This is a genomic window from Deinococcus cellulosilyticus NBRC 106333 = KACC 11606 (assembly GCF_007990775.1).
Taxonomy (GTDB): domain Bacteria; phylum Deinococcota; class Deinococci; order Deinococcales; family Deinococcaceae; genus Deinococcus_C; species Deinococcus_C cellulosilyticus.
Genome location: NZ_BJXB01000013.1, coordinates 93749 through 113088, shown reverse-complemented (window position 1 = coordinate 113088; position 19340 = coordinate 93749). Strand labels below are relative to the sequence as shown.

Sequence of the window (19340 nt, the reverse complement as noted above, 5' to 3'; positions counted from 1 at the left end):
TGCATTGTTCTGGCTTCAGCGGACCGGCAAACGCACGTGTTTCTGCAACCAGGCTTCACGCAACTGACGTTGCTCCTCGGAGACACGGACCTGCTGCTGAATGTCCCGGATGGTGACCCCCTGCAGGGATTTGCGCCACTCCATTTCGGCTTTCAGCATGGCGGCATGAATCTCGCATGGACGGGCAAAATTCTGCTGTGGGCATCCCGGAAAGCGCCCACGGATCTCCTCGCACTGGAACATGGGCTCTTTGCCCTCGATGGCTTCCACAATGTCATACAGGGTGATCCGGTCTGCACTGCGCTCCAGGCGAAACCCTCCACGCGGACCCGGCACCGAGTCCAGGATTCCCACCCGGGCCAGCACCTTCAGGTGCTTGACCAGATAACTCTCGGAGATGCCGTGGTACTCGGCCAGGGCAGCATTGCTCAAGGTCGCCCCCTCAGGCAGACCGGCAAGCACCGCCACACAATGAATGGCCCATTCAATCCCTTCGCTGAACTTCACGGACCCAGTGTACATGGCTTTGAAGGGCCACATTGTGCAAGGGCTGTCTGTGATCAGGGGAAGTGCAAAGTCATGGCATGCAGCTGGTGTGGAGCGATCAGCTTTCAGCCGTCAGCCGTCAGAAAAAAGCCTCGATGCTTCAGCAGCAGGCCAGGGATTGGCTGGGTTTTTCTGTGCTGTAGGATCAAACATCTGTTTGTCTGGCTGAAGTGAAAGCGAAGATGTGTCGTATGCTGACCGCTGAGAGCTGATGGCTTTCTCAAACGACATTTACCTCCAGCGACTTCGCGCCCACCTGCTTTTGTGATCCCTGCAAGGCTTTTGTGATGCAATAACAGTCACACTGGATAAGAACTGGGGGTCAGAATGGGAAACAGGCTCTGGACCATCACGGCAGGCGCAATGCTGCTGGCCACATCTGCACTGGCACAGCAACCCGGAACACCCTACGAAATGGGAAAAACCCGGGTGAAAGACGTCTGGATTGACTTCAAGGCAGGGAACGATGCGAATTCTGGAGCCCAGAATGCTCCCCTGAAAACCCTGGCAGAAGCCTGGCGGCGGATTCCCAGAAACACCCCACTGGACACCGGATATCACCTGCACTTGCAGGCCGGGATTTATCCAGAAATTGCCTTGCCTGAATACCTGGAGAGCGTCTGGGGAACCCGTGAAGCCCCAATCATCATTTCTGGAGCAGGCAGGGACAAAACCATCCTGGCTGGAGACCTGAACGTCTTTGACACCCGGTACTTCTACCTCCTGAACCTCACCATGCGACCCAGTCCAGCAGGAGACGTGTTCCACTGCGAGAAGTGCTCACATGTGCTGGTCCGCAATGTGGAAATGGACGGTGGACGCTGGAAGAAACGCAGTTCAGACCAGGAGGCGCAGGCCTTTGAGACCTTCAAAGCCAACCAGAGCGAACACATCTACCTGGAAAACAGCGACTTTCATGGAGCGCAGGACAACGCCATCGATTTTGTGGCCGTGCAGCATGCCCACCTGATCGGAAACCGCATCCACGACACCCAGAGCTGGTGCAGTTATGCCAAGGGAGGCAGTGCCTACATTGTGGTCCGGGACAATGAAATTTTTGACTGCGAAGAAGGGGGATACACTGCAGGGCAGGGTGCAGGCTACCAGTACATGGTCAGTCCCTGGTTGCATTACGAGGCCTACGACATCAAGGTGGTGAACAATTTCATCCATGACGTGTGGGGAGCAGGTCTGGGGGTCAATGGGGGGTACAACATCCTGCTGGCCAACAACACCCTGTACCGGGTGGGGGGGCGCTCGCACACCATTGAGGTTCTGTTCGGCGGCAGAAGTTGTGATCCTGGCGATGACCGCAGCAAGTGCACCACCTACTCCCAGCAGGGCGGATGGGGCAACACCCTGAACACCGATGATTACGTTCGGATTCCCAGCAAGAACGTGCTGATCTACAACAACCTGATCGTGAACCCCCCAGACTTCAAAACGGGAGAGTATTTCCAGTTTCTGACCATTCCTGGGCCTTTTTCCTCTCCCACCCAGAACCGGGCACCCAATCCAGCCCATGTGGATGCAGGCCTGCAGATCCGGGGCAATGTGTTCTGGTTTGAGCGCCCGGACATCCCGGTGGGCATTGAAGGCGAGGACCAGGGCTGTCAGCAGGGCAATCCCACCTGCAACCTGCAGCAACTCCTCAAAGACAACCACTTCAACACCCTGAAGCCCGAATTCTTCAATGCTGCCGCTGGAGATTTTCGTCTGAAACAGCCCGTTTCAGGCATCCCTGTACCGAATTTCAGCACCTGGGATGTGTTTGCTCCTGTGGTGCCCACAGGAGACCTGAACAACACCCGCTGGACGGCCCCAACTGTGGGAAGGCCCTGAGTGCACTGCCTGTTCAGCCTTCAGCGTCCTGTTCACGACGGTAAATCTTGAGCAAGGCCTGAACCACCTGTGGATCGAAATGCTGCCCTGCCTGAATTTCAATTTCGTGCAGGGCTTCTTGCAAGGTCCAGGCCCTCTTGTAGGGTCTGGTGCTGGTGAGGGCGTCCAGAACGTCCACCACTGCAACAATGCGGCCCTCCAGAGGAATGGCTTCTCCCTGCAGGCCGTGCGGGTAGCCTGTCCCATCCCATTTTTCGTGGTGGGTCAGGGCAATCTGTTCTGCCATGCGGATGAGTTCCGAACGTGCTTCCGAGAGCATGCGTGCCCCGGCAAGGGTGTGGGCTTTCATGGTCAGGTACTCGTCCTCGGTGAGCTTGCCCGGTTTGTGGAGGATCGTGTCGGAGATGGCGATTTTGCCCACATCGTGCAGTCGGGCGGCCAGACGGAGAATGCGGACTTTCTCTTCGGGCATGCCCAGTTCGCGGGCCACTTCTGCTGCCCTTTCGCCCACCCGGACCGTGTGCTCCCCGGTGTCTGAATCCCGGAACTCTGCTGCAACCGCCAGACGTTCCAGCATCTCCAGATAGGCCGATTCCAGTTCTGCTGTGCGTTCCTGCACCAGCATCTCCAGTTCCTCATTGCGGATGCGCTCCAGCTCCGCCTCATGCTGGGACTGTTCCAGTTTGCGCTGGAAGGCCATCAGTTCAAGCTGTTTGCTGGCGGCCTCACTGCGGATCTCCAGGTCCAGGTGGTAGAGCTCTTCATGGTACTGCAAGGCTTCTTCAAACCGCCCGAGTTGCTTGAGGATCTTCACCAGCAATTTCAGGGGAGGCACCCTGCTGTCCTGATAATCCAGTGCCCGGAAAAATTCCATGGAGGAAAGCAGATGTTCTACAGCTTCTTCAGGTGCTCCAGCCTCACTGAGGATTTCGCCAAGGATCACATGGGTGTGTGCCCTCAAATCATCGATCTGGTGGGTTTCTGACAGCTCCAGGGCTCTCTGGGCAGCACTGCGCGCTTCAGGAAGGTCATGGCGTCGACAGTGCAGCGTTGCCTGACACTGCAGCAACATGATGCGCAGAAATGCATTGTCCTGATGGCCCAGCAACCCTTCAGCTTCTTGCAGGTCCTGTTCAATTTCCAGATACAACCCTGCGGATGCAGGCAACTTCAGTTTCAATTCTGTTTTGTTGAGGATCGTCTTGCAGAGCTCATTGCTGTTGCCCAGCTTTCGGTAAAGGCTCTGAATCTGGGCCAGAATGTCGAGGGCATCTGACAGTTTTTCCTGCTGGCCCAGCAGCAGGGCCATGTTGTTGAGCACTTTGGCTTCCATCAGGGCATCGCCCGTGTTCCTGGACAGGCTCAAGGCATTTGTGAAATGCCGGTAAGCATTTTCAGGACTGCCCAGAATCATGTAAACCGCACCCTGCAGGTTGCTGTTTCTGGCTTTTTCTGACATCAAAGCGCTGGATTCCAGCAAGAGGGCAGCCTCACTTAGCACACTGAGGGCATCGTAGGGCTGGTCATGGTAGAAAAGCAGGTTTCCCAGGTTGTCGAGGGCCACCACCAGATGTTCATGGAGGTGGTGGTGTCGGGCGTGGTCTGCGGCCAATTGCGCGAAACGGATGCTGTCTTCAGTCACTCCACTGGCAATGGCCTGTCGACCCAGTTCCAGCGCTGCATCCAGCCACTCTGTGGGCGTGGTCTGGTCTTTTTGTTCTGCAAGTTGAATCATCTGATCCACGCCCTCCATCTCTCCATTTTGACACCAGAATGCAAAAAAAACCTCCTGTCATCACTTACAGGAGGTTGAGGTTGCGTTATAAAAGCCCAGTTGTAACAAAGGTGTTACTTGTGCAGCAAATCACCTGTTGATCGGGGGATATGTGGTGCAGAAGCGAGACTCATTCACCTGATTCGGGAAAGGTGTGGTCACTGGATCATTGCTGAAAGCAAACACACACACTGCATAGGTTTTCTGAGCATCAAAATTGTTCACCTGGACATTGACCGGGTGGTTCCCCACTGCTGATCCCAGGGTGCTGGTGGAGTTGTCACTCAAGAGGGAAACCGTGACTTGCTGCATGTTCAGGGCCGCTCCTGCAGGTGGAGTCCAGTCAACGGTCAGGGTTCCGGCCTGGTTGGATGGGGTGACATTGATTCCAGAAGGACGGGCAAGAACCTGCTCACTGTTGATCTGGAACTGTCCTGAGTGCTCCTTGATCCCATCATTGTAGGTGTACTGATAGGTGCCTGTGACGGGGGGCGTGTCCACATTGAAAGTCATGGAACGGTTGGTTCTGGGATTGAAACTGTTGACAAAGGTCTTGTTGTCGTTCCAGCCGGAAGGTCCAGTGATCACGAAATTTTTCTGGGTGGTGCCTGCAGGAGGCAGGGCTCCCACATAATTGATGCGGAAAGCTGTTCTGGATACAGGGAAGATCTCATTGTTGCTCTTGGCAAAGTCTTCAGAGGTCCCGCCTGCCATCTTGAAGGTGCTGGGAATGCCCAGGGTGTAGGTCTGGTTCACTTCTCCCTGTTCAAGCAGGGGATTCAGGTCTGCCATGCAGCCAATCACGTAATGCTGCTGAAGATTGACAAAATAAGGGTGCAATTCCGTCCAGCCGTTGGTGACGTTGTACATGCGCAGGTCACTGGCATTTTCAGTCTCTGCTGGGAAGGAGATTTTCATGCGAAAACCTGTTTCACACCCGGGAAGTTCTGGCAGGTTGACTTCCTGTTTGTTGATGGCAGGTCGGGTGGCAACACTGCCCACTTTGATGCGCAGGGCGGTGAACCCACCCGAAACCCCTGAGGGGGGATTCCCAGGGTTGGTTTTGACAATGGAAACGATGGCATCCTTGGCGAGTTTGTCTTTGTCAATTTGCAATTCACCATCGGTGCCAGCAGTGACAGTGCCAGGCTGGCCTTTTTTGATGAGTTCTCCAGCGGGTGGGGGTGGGGTCTGGGGGGAACATGCGGCCAGGGCCAGGGCTCCAAGTGCAATCCATGAACGGTATTTCATCTCCATCCTCCTGTTTTCACATTTTTCTTATTATGATCCTTTTTCGTTTTCATCATGTGACGGCAGTCGTAGCAAAAACGCTTTTCTGTGCATTGTGGGCTGTGAAGCGAAAGAATCAGGTAAAGTGGGCCTCAGATTCAGATGAATGGCCTACAGATTCACATTGTCAGACCCGGCATGCAGACCCTGATTCAGGACACTGGGCGCTCTGGGTATCGGCAACACGGCATTACCCCAGGGGGAGCAGCAGACTTCTACAGTTTTCACATTGCCAACCTGCTGCTTGGCAATTCTCCAGATGCTGCAGCCCTGGAAGTGACGCTGGGTGGCCTGCTTCTGGAGGCCCTGCAAGATGGCGTGGTTGCTGTTGCAGGCACAGGGGCACAGGTCCGGGTGCATGGAAAGGTCCTCAAGGGCCAGCGCAGAATCCAACTGCATCAGGGCGACCAGATGGAAGTGGTGTATTCACCCGCAGGTGCCCGCACTTATGTGGCTTTTGCAGGTGGTCTGGATGTTCCTGCAGTTCTGGGAAGCCGCAGCACGCACACCAGAAGTGGCCTGGGTCCAGCGCCCGTCCATGCTGGAGTGACCTTGCAGGCGAAACAACCCAGTCCACACCTGAACACACGGGTGGTTGTGCCTGCCTTCCCTCTGCCTGCTTTGCTGCCCATTCGCGTGCTCAGAGGGCCTGAGTGGGAAGAGCACCATGCGTTCCAGCAGCCTTTCAGGGTCACGGCCCAGTCGGACCGCATGGGCATTCGGCTGGAAGGTCCACAGGTGCAGCTTCAGCGCAAAGCAGAAATGTACAGTGTGGCCGTGATGGCCGGAACCGTACAACTTCCCGCCGGAGGACACCCCATCATCCTGCTCAGTGACGCCCAGACCACCGGAGGATACCCCAGGGTGTACCAGGTCATTCAGGCCGACCTGTGGAAACTGGGGCAGGTGCTTCCCGGGCAGCAAATACAATTCTCGGAAGTGGATTTTGAGGCTGCAGAGAAGGCCCTGATTGAGCAGGACAGACAGCTTCACACCCTCGCTCGCACCTTGCAGTTCTACCGCTGAAGGTGCTTTTCGGCCCATCTCAGGGTAAAGTCTCAGCATGGACCTGAACTGCGACCTTGGAGAAGAGGCCCCTTTTGACCGTGAATTGATGCCCCTGATCACCAGTGCCAACATCGCCTGCGGATTTCATGCAGGAAACCCATCCCTGATCCGTGAAACGGCCATGCTGTGCCTGGACCACGGGGTGCATATTGGCGCACATCCTGGATTTCTGGACCGTGAAAACTTTGGACGGCTTGAACAGCCGGTCACCCCTCAGGAGGTCTATGACCTCGTGACGTTTCAGGTGGCCGGGATGCTGGGCATCCTGAACCCACTGGATTTGCCCCTCCACCATGTCAAGCTGCATGGTGCCCTCTACAACCAGACGGCCAGAGACCTGAAGTTGGCGCGGGCTGCAGTGCACGGCATTCTGGAACAGCATCAGGATGTGATTTTTTACGGTCTGGCAGGCAGTGCCCACATCCAGGCGGCCAGAGAGATCGGCATGCAGGTGCACCAGGAGGCCTTTCTGGACCGCACCTATCAGGACGATGGCACCCTGACCCCCAGAAGTCACCCCCGTGCCCTGCATGAGTCCACCGAAGCCGCACTCCGGCAGGCCCTGGAGATTGCCTCGGGATCGGTCACCACCCTGAGCGGAAAAACCATCCCACTGCATGCAGACACCCTCTGTGTGCACGGGGACGGACCCCATGCACTGGATTTTGCCCGGGAACTGCGGGCCACCTTTCAATCAAGAGGCATTGGTATTGGGTCTTAGGCCCCTAAAGAAAAAACCGCTGCGCTGTTAGGATGAGAGCTATGCCGATCTCTGACCTCTTCCAGCTGGCCCTGCGCGGCCTCACCCGCCGGGCGGTAAGAACCACCTTGACCGTTCTGGGCATTGTTGTGGCGGTGGCCAGCATGGTGATCTTCCTTTCCCTGGGGGAGGGCATCCGCAGGGTGTTCACCCAGGAACTGGGCAACATTGGCCCGGACGTGCAGATTTCACTCAACGGAATTGAGGAGGGTCTGCCCCGCACCCCCGACCTGCCCCAGTCGCTGGTGCAGAAAGTGCAGGACCGCAAGGACGAATGGGGCATCCGCAGCATCATTCCGGTGGTGATCTCTGCCAGGGGAGGATTTGACCCACGCCAGTCCTTCCTGATTTACGGTTACCCGACCGCAGAGAACGTGCTGGACATCTCTCCCGGGGTCAAAGTCAAAGAGGGGAGACTGCTGGGTGCAGAAGATGAAGGCAAACTCGTTGCGGTGCTGGGAAGCAAGGCCGCCGAGAATGCGGGACTGAAGCTCGGGCAGGACGTGCGTTTCAACCGCCGCAGTTTCTTCAAGGTGGTGGGCATCCTGCAGGAAGAAGGTGGATTCACCGACTCCTTCATTTTCGTGCCCAAATCCACCTTGCAGAAAGCCATGGGTGTGGAGGACCAGATTTCTTTCATTGCCATCAAACTGAATGATCCCTCCAAAGCGCGCAGCACCGCAAAAACCATTTCTGAGACGCTGGATGTGGAGGCCCAGACCCAGTCGGACTTCCTGAAGGTGCTGGACCGTGCGGTCAGCATCAGCGATGCCGTGCGCTTCGGAATCAGCCTGATTGCCCTGATTGTGGGCGGGCTTGCCGTGGCCAACACCGTGATGATGGGCGTTTTCGAGCGCACCCGTGAATTCGGCACCATGCGGGCCATCGGGGCCAAACCGGGCTTCATTCGCAATCTGGTGCTCCTCGAAAGCCTGCTGCTGGCCTTCATGGGGGGCATCGGCGGCATTCTGCTGGGTTTTGTGGGGATTCAGGTGGTCAACCTCTACACCCAGAACCTCGCCAACATCAGTGCTGCTGCCCTCACGCCCAGGCTCACCCTGCTGGCTTTTGCAGTGAGTTTCGCACTGGGGCTCCTGTCCGGTCTGCTTCCGGCCCGCAGTGCAGGCCGCATCGTCATCACCGAAGCCCTGGGGAGGAACTGAATGCTTCGCGTCGAGAACCTCAGCAAGATCTATCCGTCTGGAGACAGCAAGGTTACGGCCCTCGGTGGGGTCAGTTTTGACTTCGAGGCAGGCCGGGTGACCGCCATCATTGGCCCATCGGGCAGCGGCAAAAGCACCCTGCTCAACCTGCTGGCCGGATTTGACCGCCCGAGCAGTGGCCGCATCCTGCACGACAGCACCGAGATCTCGAAACTCAGTGACGCCGAGCTTGCAGACTACCGCCTGCGGCATTTCGGGTTTGTCTTCCAGAACTACAACCTGGTCAGCATCCTGAACGCTTCAGAGAATGTTGAGTTCCCGCTCACCTTGCAGGGGGTCCCCAGGGCAGAACGGACCAGACGCTCAAAAGCCCTGCTGGAGCAACTCGGGCTCGGTCACCGCCTGACGCACTACCCTTCGCAGCTTTCTGGAGGAGAGCAGCAACGGGTCGCCATTGCCCGTGCCCTCATCACCAACCCTTCGGTGATTCTGGCGGATGAACCCACCGGAAACCTCGACACCCGAACAGGAAAGAGCATCCTGGACCTGCTTTTGAAACCCGCCACCGAGGGCAAAACAGTGGTGCTGATCACCCATGATCCTGCAGTGGCCGAACTGGCCCACACCATTTTGCGCATCCGGGACGGTCAGGCCCTCACCGGCGAATTTTGATGAGACCGTGAAAAACAGTGCCTGAAGGCAGATCCCATCTGTCCTGAAGTCTCGTTTCCTACTCTGGAATCATGAGGGCCTACCTGAAAAGCTTCTGGATGTGGAGCATCCCTATCGCATGGCTGCTGCTGGAACACCTGACCATGCGAACCCGGGTGCGTCTTGAAGTGCCCTTCCTGGCAGGAGGACAGACCACCGTCAGCTTTTATGGTTTTCCCCTGCCCTTTCAGCATTACAGCATGATCAGTTCCAAGACCTTCAACGTTTACCTGCTGCCTTTTGCGCTGGACCTGCTGGTTTACCTGGTGGTGGTGGGCCTCCTGACCTACCCCCTCAGACACTGGATTTCACGCATCTATGAACCCTACCGCTACGGCATTTTTCTGTTTTTGTGGGCCTGGGTCCTCTGGACGGTCTTCGTGAACCACTCGCTGGATCACCTGGCCCTCACCCCCAAATACCAGATTCTGCAGGTGATGGACCAGGAGTTTTACATCGGGGTCCCCAGAGGGCACTGAGTCAAATGTGCACAGCAGAAAAAGGCCTGAGCATTTGCTCAGGCCTTTTTGGATGGGTAATGGTCTACTGTTTCGTTCTGATCACGAATTTCTGCCCAGTCCAGCTCAGAGAGAACATCCGCTCGTCATAACGGTTCCAGACTTCCACAGCATTTCCCTCCTCGGGCATCTGCAGGTGGTAATCGAGTTCCTCGCCACCTTCCGAGGCGGTTTTTCCGGTGGTTTCCATGTAGGCTTTCGCCAGAACACTTGAGGTGAGGGCAGGGAGCAGGCTGTCTGTGCGGTCCTTCCAGACTTTGCCCTGCTTTTCGACCACCAGGATGGTGGTGTCGCATCCCGGCACGTAACAGTGCTGTTTTTGCACCAGAAACACCCTTCTGCCTTCACTGGAGTTGAAAGCCCGCAGGGTGTAGCTGGTGCTGGACCCGGGCTGGACCACGAAGACGCTGAGGTACTGGGTGTTGACGTTTTTGCGGACTTCGATGTTGGCTTCTCCCCAAGGCATCTCCCGCTTTTCTGTGCGCTGGGTGCTGCCGATGATCTGTTCGCGGGGAAGCCCGGGCTGGGCTTCCAGCATTTTTTCGGGAAGTTCCAAAAAGGCCTGGAAGACACTTGGAGCAGAAGATGTGGCAGGCAGGCCGTTGGAGAGGAGCAGCATGGAAATCACGCTGAGGGGGCGTTGCATATCCCCAAGTCTATTCCTGACGCCCCTGGTTTTGCGTGTGCAAATCCCGTCATGGACCTTAAGAAATGACAGGAAGTGCTCTAAAACGCTCAGCTCAAGTTCAGATGACTGGACAGGAAAGCGCCTGGATTGGGCTGTTTCTCTGTCAGGCAGAGGCTTCAGGAGACGTTGACCAGAAAGCGGTGCCATCCGGTGGAGCCACCCGGAAGGGGGTCGGCTGTGGCCTCGGTCTGCAGTTTTCCGGCAGCGTAGGCCCGCACCACCACCTCATGGATGCCTGTTTCTGGGGTCCAGGGCAGGGACCACAGGGTCCAGGCATGAACGGAGCGTCTGGCAGAAAGTTTTGCCTCCTGCCAGTTTTTGCCCCCATCCACAGACACCTCAACTTTCGTGATGGGAACCCTGCCTGCAAAAGCCACCCCTTTCATCAGGATTTCCTGACCGGCAGGGACAGGTTTTCCTTCTTCTGGAAAATCAAAACGGCTGGAGGGTTTGATCAGGGCTTCTTTGTCCCAACCCCTCTGGCTCCAGTAGGAGGGAATGTCGGTTCTGGACAGTTCAATTTCGGTGATCCAGCGGGGCTGTTTCATGCCATACCTGCCCGGAATCAGCACCCTCAGGGGAAACCCGTGTTTCGGGGTCAGGGGTTCACCGTTGATGCTGTGGACCAGCAGCACGTCCTCTTCATGGGCCTCCCCGAGGGGCAGCGACTCGACGTACCCATCTGCAGCTTTCCAGATGATGAATTTCGCTCCCTGCTTCACGCCCACCTGGTTCAGGAGGTCCCGCACGGTGAAGCCCGTCCAGATGGCGTTTCCGATCAGGAAACCCCCCACAGGATTGGAGATGCAATTCAGGGTCAGTTCCAGGTCCCTCTGTTGAAAGCGTTTGAGGTCATCAAGGCTGAAGTTTGTCGGGCGCTCCACCAGACCTCCCACTTTGAGGGTCCAGGCCTGCGCCTCGATCACCGGGTCAAAGCCTTCCAGATTCTTGCTGACGTAATAGAGGTCCTCTTGCGAAACAATCCCTTCTGGAAGTGCAGAGCCTGCTTTGAATGCAGAGGCACTGGTCTGGTCGGTGCCCTGCAGGACATTTTTGAACAGGCCTCCTGTCGCGCCCAGCGTCAACAGGGCAGACCCGGCACCCAGGGTGGTCAGGGCCTTCCTGCGCCCCTGCTCAAAGCTGCGGGTTGCAGGTTGCAAGGCCAGACGGACCAGCAAGTAAAGCAGGGCATGGGCCAGTGCCCAGGGGAAAGGAACCAGGAGCACCAGAACCAGCAGAATCACGGTTGCAGCAAGGATGGGAGAGAGAACCCCAAGCAGGGAAAGCCCACCAAGCCACATCAGCAGGACCCCCACAAAAGCTGCAATTTTGCCTCCCTGACCGACCCCGAGCAGGTCGTGGATCAGGTTGAACATGACAGGTGTTCCCAGAAACTGGGTGATGCGGTCAAAAATCACCTGTGGAGGATAGGGAAGTTGCCCCCACACCCTGCCTGCCAGACCAAGCACACTGAAAATCACCGCTGCACTGAAACCCGAAACAAACCGATGCATGCACACCCCGATACAGATCAGGGCCAGGGAGTGCCCCTGACCCAGGAAGGTAGGACGGTTTTTGCACCGTCGGATGAATTGCTGTTGGATCACTTGCCAGACATGGAGCCCATCACCACTTTGTCCTCAGTGGCCACAAGGTCAAAAGCCTGGGTGCCTGTGCCGCCCACCAGACCCACAGCGAACACACTGTAGGTCTTGCCTGCATTCACGCTGATTCCACTGAGGTTTTTCACCACAGGGGTGGTTTTCATGGCCGGCACGATGTTGAGGTTCACACCCATCGGGCTCACCATGGCCTTGAACATGCGGCCATAAGACAGGTTGGGCACGATGCGGGCATTGTCATAATCGGGAGCGATGGCGTCCACCCTGGGGCCGTTGGGGGAGAGGTGGAAGACGTTCACCTGGGCCTTCTCCTTGTCCATGTTCAGGCTGTTGGCCACAAAGATCTTGGGTTTCAGGGTCTTCAGGTAACCGATGGCGGCCACAGTGTAGTACTTGCCTGCCCTGAGGGTCACATCCCCTTCAAAGACCTTGGCATTCTTGTCGCCCGCAGCGGTGATCACCACGCGGTGCTTCCCTGCGGGAACATCACCATAGGGGGTCACGGCCTTGAAAGGAGCATTGCTGACGGTGCGGGTGCCGTCCACATACACGTCCACTGCAGGAGCATCAGGAACCGCGTGAACCACGCGCACAAAAGCGTTCATGTCGGCGGCAAATGCAGTCATGCCAAGGGCCAGAGCAAAAGTGGTGGAAACGGTCAGAAACTTTTTCATGGTGTTCTCCTTTTGAAGCTGCCTCCAGAGACAACAGTTCACCTGCCTGAGAGATCCACATCTTCAGGGGCCCTGGTCTGCCTGTGCAGTTTCGGTGAGGGGTTCCCTCACGTGTGCTTCTGATGACTGATCTGCAGGTCTGGTGGATTTGGATGCATCAGGAATTTTGAACTGAGTTCAGAGTTTTGAACGGCTTGAGGCTTTCACCTTGCCCCCGCCTTTTGCCCGAATGCGCTACCATGTTGCACATGACACCCCGGGTCATTGCTGAAATTCACCTTGCCCATCTGCACGCCAACCTGCAGGCCCTTGCCAGACATGCAGGGTCTTCCCATGTGTTGCTGCCCATCAAGGCCAATGCGTACGGCCACAGTGCTGCATTGGTTGCACAGCACACCAGCGACTGGAAGCTGATCTGGGGTTATGCGGTGGCGGCACCTGAAGAGGCCCTGGAAATCCTGCCCCTCACCCGCAAACCGGTGGTGCTCTTCACCCCCTCTGCACTGGATGAATCTGCACAACTGGCCCGCATGGGGGTGAGGCTCACCATCAGCAGCCTGGAAGAGTTGCTGTACCTGCCTGCCGGGTCCCGCATCCACCTGAAGGTGAACACGGGCATGAACCGACTGGGCATGCGGCCCGAAGAGGTGGTGCGCGTCGCCCAGACCGCACAGCATCGGGGGGTGATTGTGGAGGGGGTGTTCTCTCACTTTGCCAGTGCGGATGCACCCGAACCGGAGAGCGCCAGACAGCAGCTTGCACTCTTCAGGGAAGTCAGGGCAAGTCTGGAACAGGCAGGACTGCCTGGCCTGATTTACCACATGAGCAACTCCGCTGGCATCGAGGCTTTTGGCCCAGAGGCGGCCTTCAACCTGATCCGCCCCGGAATTGCAGCTTACGGATTCACCACCCGACCTGAAGCAGGCGTGCCGCTGAAGCCCGTCATGCGCCTGATGGCCCGCATCGGTTACCTGCACACCATGCACCCCGGAGAAAAAGTGTCTTATGGTGAGCTCTGGACAGCCCAGCGGGAAACCCTGGTCGCCACCTTGCAAATTGGTTACGCAGATGGTTACCCCAGATCGGCCACCGGGCATGCCAGAGCCAGGCTGGGCAGCGACTGGCGCGACATCATCGGGCGCATCTGCATGGACCAGTGCATGATGGATGTCACCGGCCTGAAAGCGCAGGTCGGAGATTACGTCGAGGTGATGGGTTTCGATCAGGTGACCGCGACCGATCTGGCACCGCACGCCAACACCATCGAGTACGAGGTGCTCACCGGAATCAATGCCAGAAGGGTGCAGTACCGGGCGATTCCTGCACCAGAACATGTGCAGATCCCATGACCACTTATGTGCTGGCCCTGATTCCCCCTGAACCCATTTACGGACAGGTGCTGCAGTATCAGCTTCAATACAAGAGGCCCAACATGGAGCCCCACATCACCATCAAGTTTAAAGCAGGCCTCACAGACGATCTGGAGTGGCTTCCGAGGGTGCGAGAGATGTGTGCAGAGGTGAAACCTTTCTCGGTGCACCTCTCAGGCACCCGCACTTTTGGCAGACGGGTCCTGTTCTGGGATGTGGTGTCCCCGGGTGCAAAAGACCTCCACCTGAAAACCCTGCAGGCGGTGGGGCATCCCCCTCAGACAGACCTGTTTGAAGGAGAGGCCTACCAGATGCACATGACCCTCCTGTATGACCCGAAACCTGTTCAGCTTGCAGAGGCTGCGGACCTTTTCCGGGAGGCAGACTTCACCGCCACATTTCTCCGTCTGGCAGTCAAGAAACCCCACGGCAGATATGAGACTGTGGAGGATCTGCCTTTTCTGGGGTGAAGGGAAAAGCCGAGGGCAAAGAAGTCCGGGGTCATGTCTTTGCTCAGCCAAACAAAGCGCAGGGTTGCTGAAAAAATGAAAAGGCCAGAAGCAACATCTGGTCCTTTCCTGTCTAAACTTTTTTGTTTTGCTGATGGCTGAAAGCCGACCGCTCTCAGAGCTGAACGGTCTGCTGCTCGGCCACAGAGGCCGCGAAGCCATTTGCAGCCCGTTCCAGCATGGTCCAGACCACCTGGAAGTCCTCATCGGTGCCGTAGTATGGGTCAGGCACAGCACCCTTGCCGAGAGGATCGAAATCCCGGATCATTTTCACACGGGCTTTTGAAGTGGTGGGTTGCAGTTTCTTGACGGTTCTCAGGTTCTGCTCGTCCATCACCAGAATGTGATCAAAATCGGAGAAGTCCTGTGCAGAAAGCTGTCTGGCCGGGTGGGTCAGGGCGATGCCGTGATCTGCAGCCACCTTGCGGGCCCTGGGGTCCGGCAATTCCCCGAGGTGCCAGTCTCCGGTGCCAGCACTGTCCACTGTGGCTTCGATTCCAGCGTCCTGAAACGCTTTGCGGACCAGCACTTCGGCCAGTGGAGAGCGACAGATGTTTCCAAGACAAACCGTAAGAACCTTCATGCTTTCCTCCCTCATACAGGCGGCAACCTGTTTCAACGCCCATGAATTTTAAACGCTTCCAGAAGGAAGCGCATATTCATGCACCTAGAGCACCCTGATCGAAAGGGTTCAATTCGCTTGAAGTGCAGCCAAACGTCCTGGCCTCCATCGGTAAAATAATCAGATTGCTCGAAAATATGGCATTTGCCCAGCCACAATCCAGAAGGAACCATCATCTGCTGCACACAGAAGAATCCCTCCTGATGTGCCAGAATGAGGCCGATGATTGTCTGCATTGGAGACCTACACGGAAGATACGACATCCTGGAACAGATCCTCAGGCATTACCCCGAAGACACCCATTATGTTTTCCTGGGCGATGTGATTGACCGTGGCCCCCAGAACCGGGCCGCCATGAAAGCCGTGACCGAACTGCACCAGCAAGGTCGGGCCACCCTGATCCGGGGCAACCACGAAGAAATGGCCCTCATGCCATACAGGCATTACCAGAAATACCTTGAGAGCAAGAACATGCGGGAGTACCAGCAGGCTTTCGAAAGCTTCCGCAACTGGCGTGAGGCAGGCGGGGAGACCGTGATTCGTGAGTATGAGCGGTTCACCATCGAAAACTACCCTGAAGACCTGCTGGAATACCTGCAACTCGGGCGCATTGCCATGTTCTCAGGTCCAGAAGGCATCACCGATTACCCCCAGCAGGGAAGTGTGCTGCTCTCCCACGCTGCCCCTCCACACGCCAGAGGCAATTACAGCCCTGAAGATGTGGCCCTTTGGATTCGTCCCTATGAAGGCCCATTCCCCTTGCCAGAAGGGGTGATCATGAGCATTCACGGTCACACCCCCACCTTGGAGCCCGTGATGTTTGGCAAGCACCTGTTCATCGACACCGGAGGGTACAACACAGGCCGCATCTGTTGCGTGCGTCTGGACGGTTTTGATCCCCAGTCCCCAGAGATCAAGGTTTTTCAGGGTGCCATGCGAAAAACCGGGAAGCTCCACCACTTCGGGCGTCCGGTGCAGTACCAGACGGTGCGGTTGTAAAAGAATGCCGAGAGCCCATGTTGTGTAAGCAAATTCACCCACTCGCTTGTTTTTGCGTTCCCCTCACACTATGATGGGGGCAATGTTCAGTCACAGTGTTTACAACCTGCTACTACACCGTCAGGGGTAAACTGGCGAACATTGACCTATGCCAATACACCCCGAAACCCTTGCAACAGGTTTCGGGGCTTTTCGTTGGACGAAGGAGGAACGAAAAGATGGGTATGACGATTGCAGAAAAGATTCTGGCCGCCCGAAGTGGGAATGAGAGTGTGGTTCCCGGGCAACTCATCATGTGCGACACCTCATGGGTGCTCTGCCACGAGATCACCACCCCCGCAGCCCTGCGCATGCTGGAAGAGCGCGGGATGGACAAGGTGTTCAACCCTGACCAGATTGTCGCGGTGCCCGACCACTCTGTGCCTGCCATGAACATCAAGGCCGCCAAGATGTACCAGAAGCTGAAAAGCTGGGTGCACGAGAAGGGCATCAAGCACTTCTTCGATGTGGGCCGTGGCGGCATCGCACACGTGGTCCTCGAAAACACTGGCCTCGTGAAGCCCGGCGACACCCTGGTCTCCGGGGACAGCCACACCTGCAATGCAGGAGCCCTTGGCGCATTTGCCACGGGCGTGGGTTCCACCGACCTTGCTGGAGCGATCTACTCCGGTAAAGTCTGGTTCAAGGTGCCCGAAACCATGCTGATCAAAGTCACCGGCCAATTCAAGCCCGGTGTGACCCCCAAAGACCTTGTGCTTGAAGTCATCAAGCAAATTGGCGCAGACGGCGCAAACTACATGGTGATGGAATGGGTCGGCGAAACCATCGACAACATGGACATGGAAGGCCGTTTCACCCTCACCAACATGGCCATCGAAGCAGGCGGCAAGACCGGCATCGTGGCCGTGGATGACGCCACCCGCGCTTACCTCGCTGCCCGTGGCGTGACCCCCGACCAGTACACCGAATACCAGTCCGATTCTGACGCCAAATACAAGGTCGTCATTGAAATCGATGCAGGTGCTCTGGAGCCCACTGTGGCTTACCCCCACATCCCCTCCAACGGCAAAGTGGCCGGAACCGACAAAATTGCTGTGACCCACGCTTACGTGGGAAGCTGCACCAACGGACGCATCTCCGACCTCCGTGAAGTCGCCGCCATTCTCAAAGGCCGTAAAGTGGCCGATGGGGTGCAGATGATCGTGGTGCCCGCCACCCAGGCCATCTGGAAACAGGCTGCACAGGAAGGCCTGATGGAAATCTTTGTGGACGCCGGAGCCAGCGTGTCTTACCCCTCCTGCGGAGCCTGCCTTGGCATGCACTCCGGGGTGCTCGGTCCGAACGACGTGTGCATCTCCAGCTCCAACCGCAACTTCGTGGGCCGCATGGGTGACCCGAGCGCCCAGATTTACCTTGCCAGCCCCGCAACAGTGGCTGCAAGTGCGGTGAATGGGTACATCAGTGATCCCCGCGACTTCATTGGTGCGGGTTCCGCTGCAGACTGAGCTGGATTTGAGCTTGTTGTTCTTCTCAGCTGACGGCTGATTGCTGACAGCTGACCGCTTTCTCAAGGAGTTATCAATGCCGAAAGTGCATGTATTTGGTCGTGACCACATCAACACCGACGAAATCATCCCTGCCCGCCACCTGACCACCGACGTGGAGTCCGAACTGGCAAAGTATGCGATGGAAGATTATGACAAAGACTTCGTGAAGCGCGTACAGCCCGGTGACATCATCGTGGCCGGAGCCGACTTCGGTTGCGGAAGCAGCCGTGAGCACGCCGTGTGGGCCATCCGTGGTGCAGGTGTGGCCGCTGTGCTGGCCCCCAACTTTGCCCGCATCTTCTACCGCAACGCCATCAACAACGGCTTTTTGGCACTGGAATGCGAGAACATTGTTTCTGCTTTCCAGGATGGGGACGAGGCCGACCTGGACCTCAAAGCGGGTGTGATCACCAACAAGCGCACCGGTCAGGTCGTGACCTTCGTGCCCGTGCCCCAGTTTGCCCTCGATGTGCAGAAATCGGGTGGCTGGCTTGAGTACATGAAAGAGACCTTCAACTGAATTTTTTCGGGGCGCTTTGATTGCGCCCCTCTGTTTTAAAGGAGGTGCAAATGCCCAAAATTGTTGTTCTGCCCGGTGACGGAATCGGCCCCGAGATCGTCGCCAGTGCCATTGAAGTCTTGAAAGTGGTCGCCCCTGACCTCGAATACGACGAGCACAAATTCGGTGGAGCGTCCATCGATGCTTATGGTGAGCCTTTCACGGCTGCCACCCAGGAAGCTGTGAAGAATGCAGATGCAGTGCTGCTTGGCAGCATTGGTGGAGCCCAGGATTCCCACTGGAACACCCTGCCCCGTCACTTGCGCCCTGAGTCCGGTCTGTTGGCCCTGCGCAAAGCCCTTGGGGTGTATGCCAACCTGCGTCCCATCAAGGTTTACGAGGGCATGGAGCACCTGTCTCCCCTGAAGCCCGAACTGGCCCGTGGGGTGGATGTGCTGGTGGTTCGTGAACTGCTCGGGGGCGTGTACTTCGATCCTGAACGCTGGATCAACGAGATGGAAGGCTTCAACGCCATGCGTTACAAGAAGCACGAAGTCGAGCGCATTGCCCGGGTGGCCTTCAAGGCCGCCCAGGGTCGCCGCAACAAGGTCACCAGTGTGGACAAGGCCAACGTGCTCGAGGTCAGTGAATTCTGGCGTCGTGAAGTGGTCAGGGTGCGTGAATCAGAATACAGCGATGTCGCTCTGAACCACGAGTACGTGGACAGTGTCGCCATGCTGCTGGTCACCAACCCCAGCCGTTATGACGTGATCGTCACCGAAAACCTCTTCGGAGACATCCTCTCTGACCTGGGTGCGGTGCTGCCCGGCTCTCTGGGCCTGATGCCCTCTGCCTCTCTGGGCGATGGTGCGGGTCTTTACGAGCCCATTCACGGCTCTGCGCCTGACATTGCAGGTCAGGGCATTGCCAACCCCACCGCCACCATCCTCAGTGCTGCCCTGATGCTTCGCTACAGCCTGAACCGTCCTGAGGCTGCAGACCGCATTGATGCAGCCATCCTGCGCGCCCTCAACGAGAACCCCACAAAGGACCTTGGAGGCAGTGCTGGAACCCAGGAATTCACCCAGACCGTCCTACAGTTGCTGAAGGAGACCGTCTCCGCGTAACAGGTGCTGTT

At 57.1% G+C, this 19340-nt stretch carries 19 protein-coding genes; 12 read left to right on the top strand and 7 right to left on the bottom strand.

Going from position 1 to position 19340, the window contains the following annotated elements; genetic code table 11:
* Positions 1-15: 15 nt before the first annotated feature.
* Positions 16-507, bottom strand: coding sequence for an RrF2 family transcriptional regulator (locus DC3_RS15090; protein ID WP_146885691.1), 492 nt, complete (start codon positions 505-507; stop codon positions 16-18).
* A 366-nt stretch (positions 508-873) separates the two neighbouring features.
* On the opposite strand from DC3_RS15090, the gene DC3_RS15085 reads away from it, so the two are divergent.
* Positions 874-2388 carry a right-handed parallel beta-helix repeat-containing protein gene (locus tag DC3_RS15085; protein ID WP_146885690.1) on the top strand — a complete coding sequence of 505 codons (1515 nt, stop codon included), beginning with the start codon at positions 874-876 and terminating at the stop codon, positions 2386-2388.
* Between the two features lie 13 nt (positions 2389-2401).
* Here DC3_RS15085 and DC3_RS15080 read toward each other — a convergent pair whose 3' ends face one another.
* Positions 2402-4123 carry an HD domain-containing phosphohydrolase gene (locus DC3_RS15080; protein WP_246130691.1) on the bottom strand — a complete coding sequence of 574 codons (1722 nt, stop codon included), beginning with the start codon at positions 4121-4123 and terminating at the stop codon, positions 2402-2404.
* A gap of 129 nt (positions 4124-4252) precedes the next feature.
* The gene (locus DC3_RS15075) at positions 4253-5413 is read right to left on the bottom strand and encodes a hypothetical protein (RefSeq protein ID WP_146885686.1); all 1161 of its coding nucleotides are present in this window, start codon (positions 5411-5413) and stop codon (positions 4253-4255) included.
* A gap of 141 nt (positions 5414-5554) precedes the next feature.
* On the opposite strand from DC3_RS15075, the gene DC3_RS15070 reads away from it, so the two are divergent.
* The 5 genes from DC3_RS15070 (at position 5555) to DC3_RS15050 (ending at position 9633) form a co-directional block, all read left to right on the top strand.
* Positions 5555-6478 carry a 5-oxoprolinase subunit C family protein gene (locus tag DC3_RS15070; protein WP_146885684.1) on the top strand — a complete coding sequence of 308 codons (924 nt, stop codon included), beginning with the start codon at positions 5555-5557 and terminating at the stop codon, positions 6476-6478.
* A gap of 37 nt (positions 6479-6515) precedes the next feature.
* Positions 6516-7241 carry a 5-oxoprolinase subunit PxpA gene (locus tag DC3_RS15065; RefSeq protein ID WP_146885682.1) on the top strand — a complete coding sequence of 242 codons (726 nt, stop codon included), beginning with the start codon at positions 6516-6518 and terminating at the stop codon, positions 7239-7241.
* A 41-nt stretch (positions 7242-7282) separates the two neighbouring features.
* On the top strand, positions 7283-8443 hold the full coding sequence (locus DC3_RS15060; protein WP_146885680.1) for an ABC transporter permease: 1161 nt from the start codon (positions 7283-7285) through the stop codon (positions 8441-8443).
* The gene (locus DC3_RS15055) at positions 8444-9115 is read left to right on the top strand and encodes an ABC transporter ATP-binding protein (RefSeq protein ID WP_146885679.1); all 672 of its coding nucleotides are present in this window, start codon (positions 8444-8446) and stop codon (positions 9113-9115) included.
* 71 nt (positions 9116-9186) lie between these two features.
* Positions 9187-9633 (top strand): hypothetical protein, encoded by a 447-nt coding sequence (locus tag DC3_RS15050; RefSeq protein ID WP_146885677.1) that lies wholly within the window; start codon positions 9187-9189, stop codon positions 9631-9633.
* A gap of 64 nt (positions 9634-9697) precedes the next feature.
* Here DC3_RS15050 and DC3_RS15045 read toward each other — a convergent pair whose 3' ends face one another.
* The 3 genes from DC3_RS15045 to DC3_RS15035 all read right to left on the bottom strand — a co-directional run bounded on the left by DC3_RS15045 (position 9698) and on the right by DC3_RS15035 (position 12656).
* Positions 9698-10318, bottom strand: coding sequence for a hypothetical protein (locus tag DC3_RS15045; RefSeq protein ID WP_146885675.1), 621 nt, complete (start codon positions 10316-10318; stop codon positions 9698-9700).
* 158 nt (positions 10319-10476) lie between these two features.
* Positions 10477-11874 carry a molybdopterin-dependent oxidoreductase gene (locus tag DC3_RS15040; protein WP_146885673.1) on the bottom strand — a complete coding sequence of 466 codons (1398 nt, stop codon included), beginning with the start codon at positions 11872-11874 and terminating at the stop codon, positions 10477-10479.
* Positions 11875-11963: 89 nt separating this feature from the next.
* The gene (locus DC3_RS15035) at positions 11964-12656 is read right to left on the bottom strand and encodes a DUF4397 domain-containing protein (protein ID WP_246130684.1); all 693 of its coding nucleotides are present in this window, start codon (positions 12654-12656) and stop codon (positions 11964-11966) included.
* Positions 12657-12904: 248 nt separating this feature from the next.
* Here DC3_RS15035 and alr point away from each other — a divergent pair, with 248 nt between their 5' ends.
* Both alr and DC3_RS15025 read left to right on the top strand, forming a co-directional pair.
* Positions 12905-14005, top strand: a complete 1101-nt coding sequence (gene alr / locus DC3_RS15030) for an alanine racemase (protein ID WP_146885671.1) — start codon at positions 12905-12907, stop codon at positions 14003-14005.
* Positions 14002-14496 carry a 2'-5' RNA ligase family protein gene (locus DC3_RS15025; RefSeq protein WP_146885670.1) on the top strand — a complete coding sequence of 165 codons (495 nt, stop codon included), beginning with the start codon at positions 14002-14004 and terminating at the stop codon, positions 14494-14496. The genes alr and DC3_RS15025 overlap by 4 nt, the downstream gene beginning before the upstream one ends.
* Positions 14497-14650: 154 nt before the next feature.
* Here the strand turns inward: DC3_RS15025 and DC3_RS15020 are convergent, their stop codons facing one another.
* Complete coding sequence (locus DC3_RS15020) at positions 14651-15118, bottom strand: low molecular weight protein-tyrosine-phosphatase (RefSeq protein ID WP_146885668.1); 468 nt, start codon at positions 15116-15118, stop codon at positions 14651-14653.
* A gap of 261 nt (positions 15119-15379) precedes the next feature.
* Here DC3_RS15020 and DC3_RS15015 point away from each other — a divergent pair, with 261 nt between their 5' ends.
* The 4 genes from DC3_RS15015 to leuB all read left to right on the top strand — a co-directional run bounded on the left by DC3_RS15015 (position 15380) and on the right by leuB (position 19329).
* Positions 15380-16156, top strand: coding sequence for a metallophosphoesterase (locus DC3_RS15015; protein ID WP_186816055.1), 777 nt, complete (start codon positions 15380-15382; stop codon positions 16154-16156).
* Between the two features lie 218 nt (positions 16157-16374).
* Positions 16375-17661, top strand: a complete 1287-nt coding sequence (locus DC3_RS15010) for a 3-isopropylmalate dehydratase large subunit (RefSeq protein ID WP_146885664.1) — start codon at positions 16375-16377, stop codon at positions 17659-17661.
* A 76-nt stretch (positions 17662-17737) separates the two neighbouring features.
* Entirely contained in the window at positions 17738-18223 is a 486-nt protein-coding gene (locus DC3_RS15005; RefSeq protein WP_146885662.1) for a 3-isopropylmalate dehydratase small subunit, read from the top strand.
* Between the two features lie 50 nt (positions 18224-18273).
* Positions 18274-19329 carry a 3-isopropylmalate dehydrogenase gene (gene leuB, locus DC3_RS15000; RefSeq protein ID WP_146885660.1) on the top strand — a complete coding sequence of 352 codons (1056 nt, stop codon included), beginning with the start codon at positions 18274-18276 and terminating at the stop codon, positions 19327-19329.
* The last annotated feature ends 11 nt before the right edge of the window (positions 19330-19340 follow it).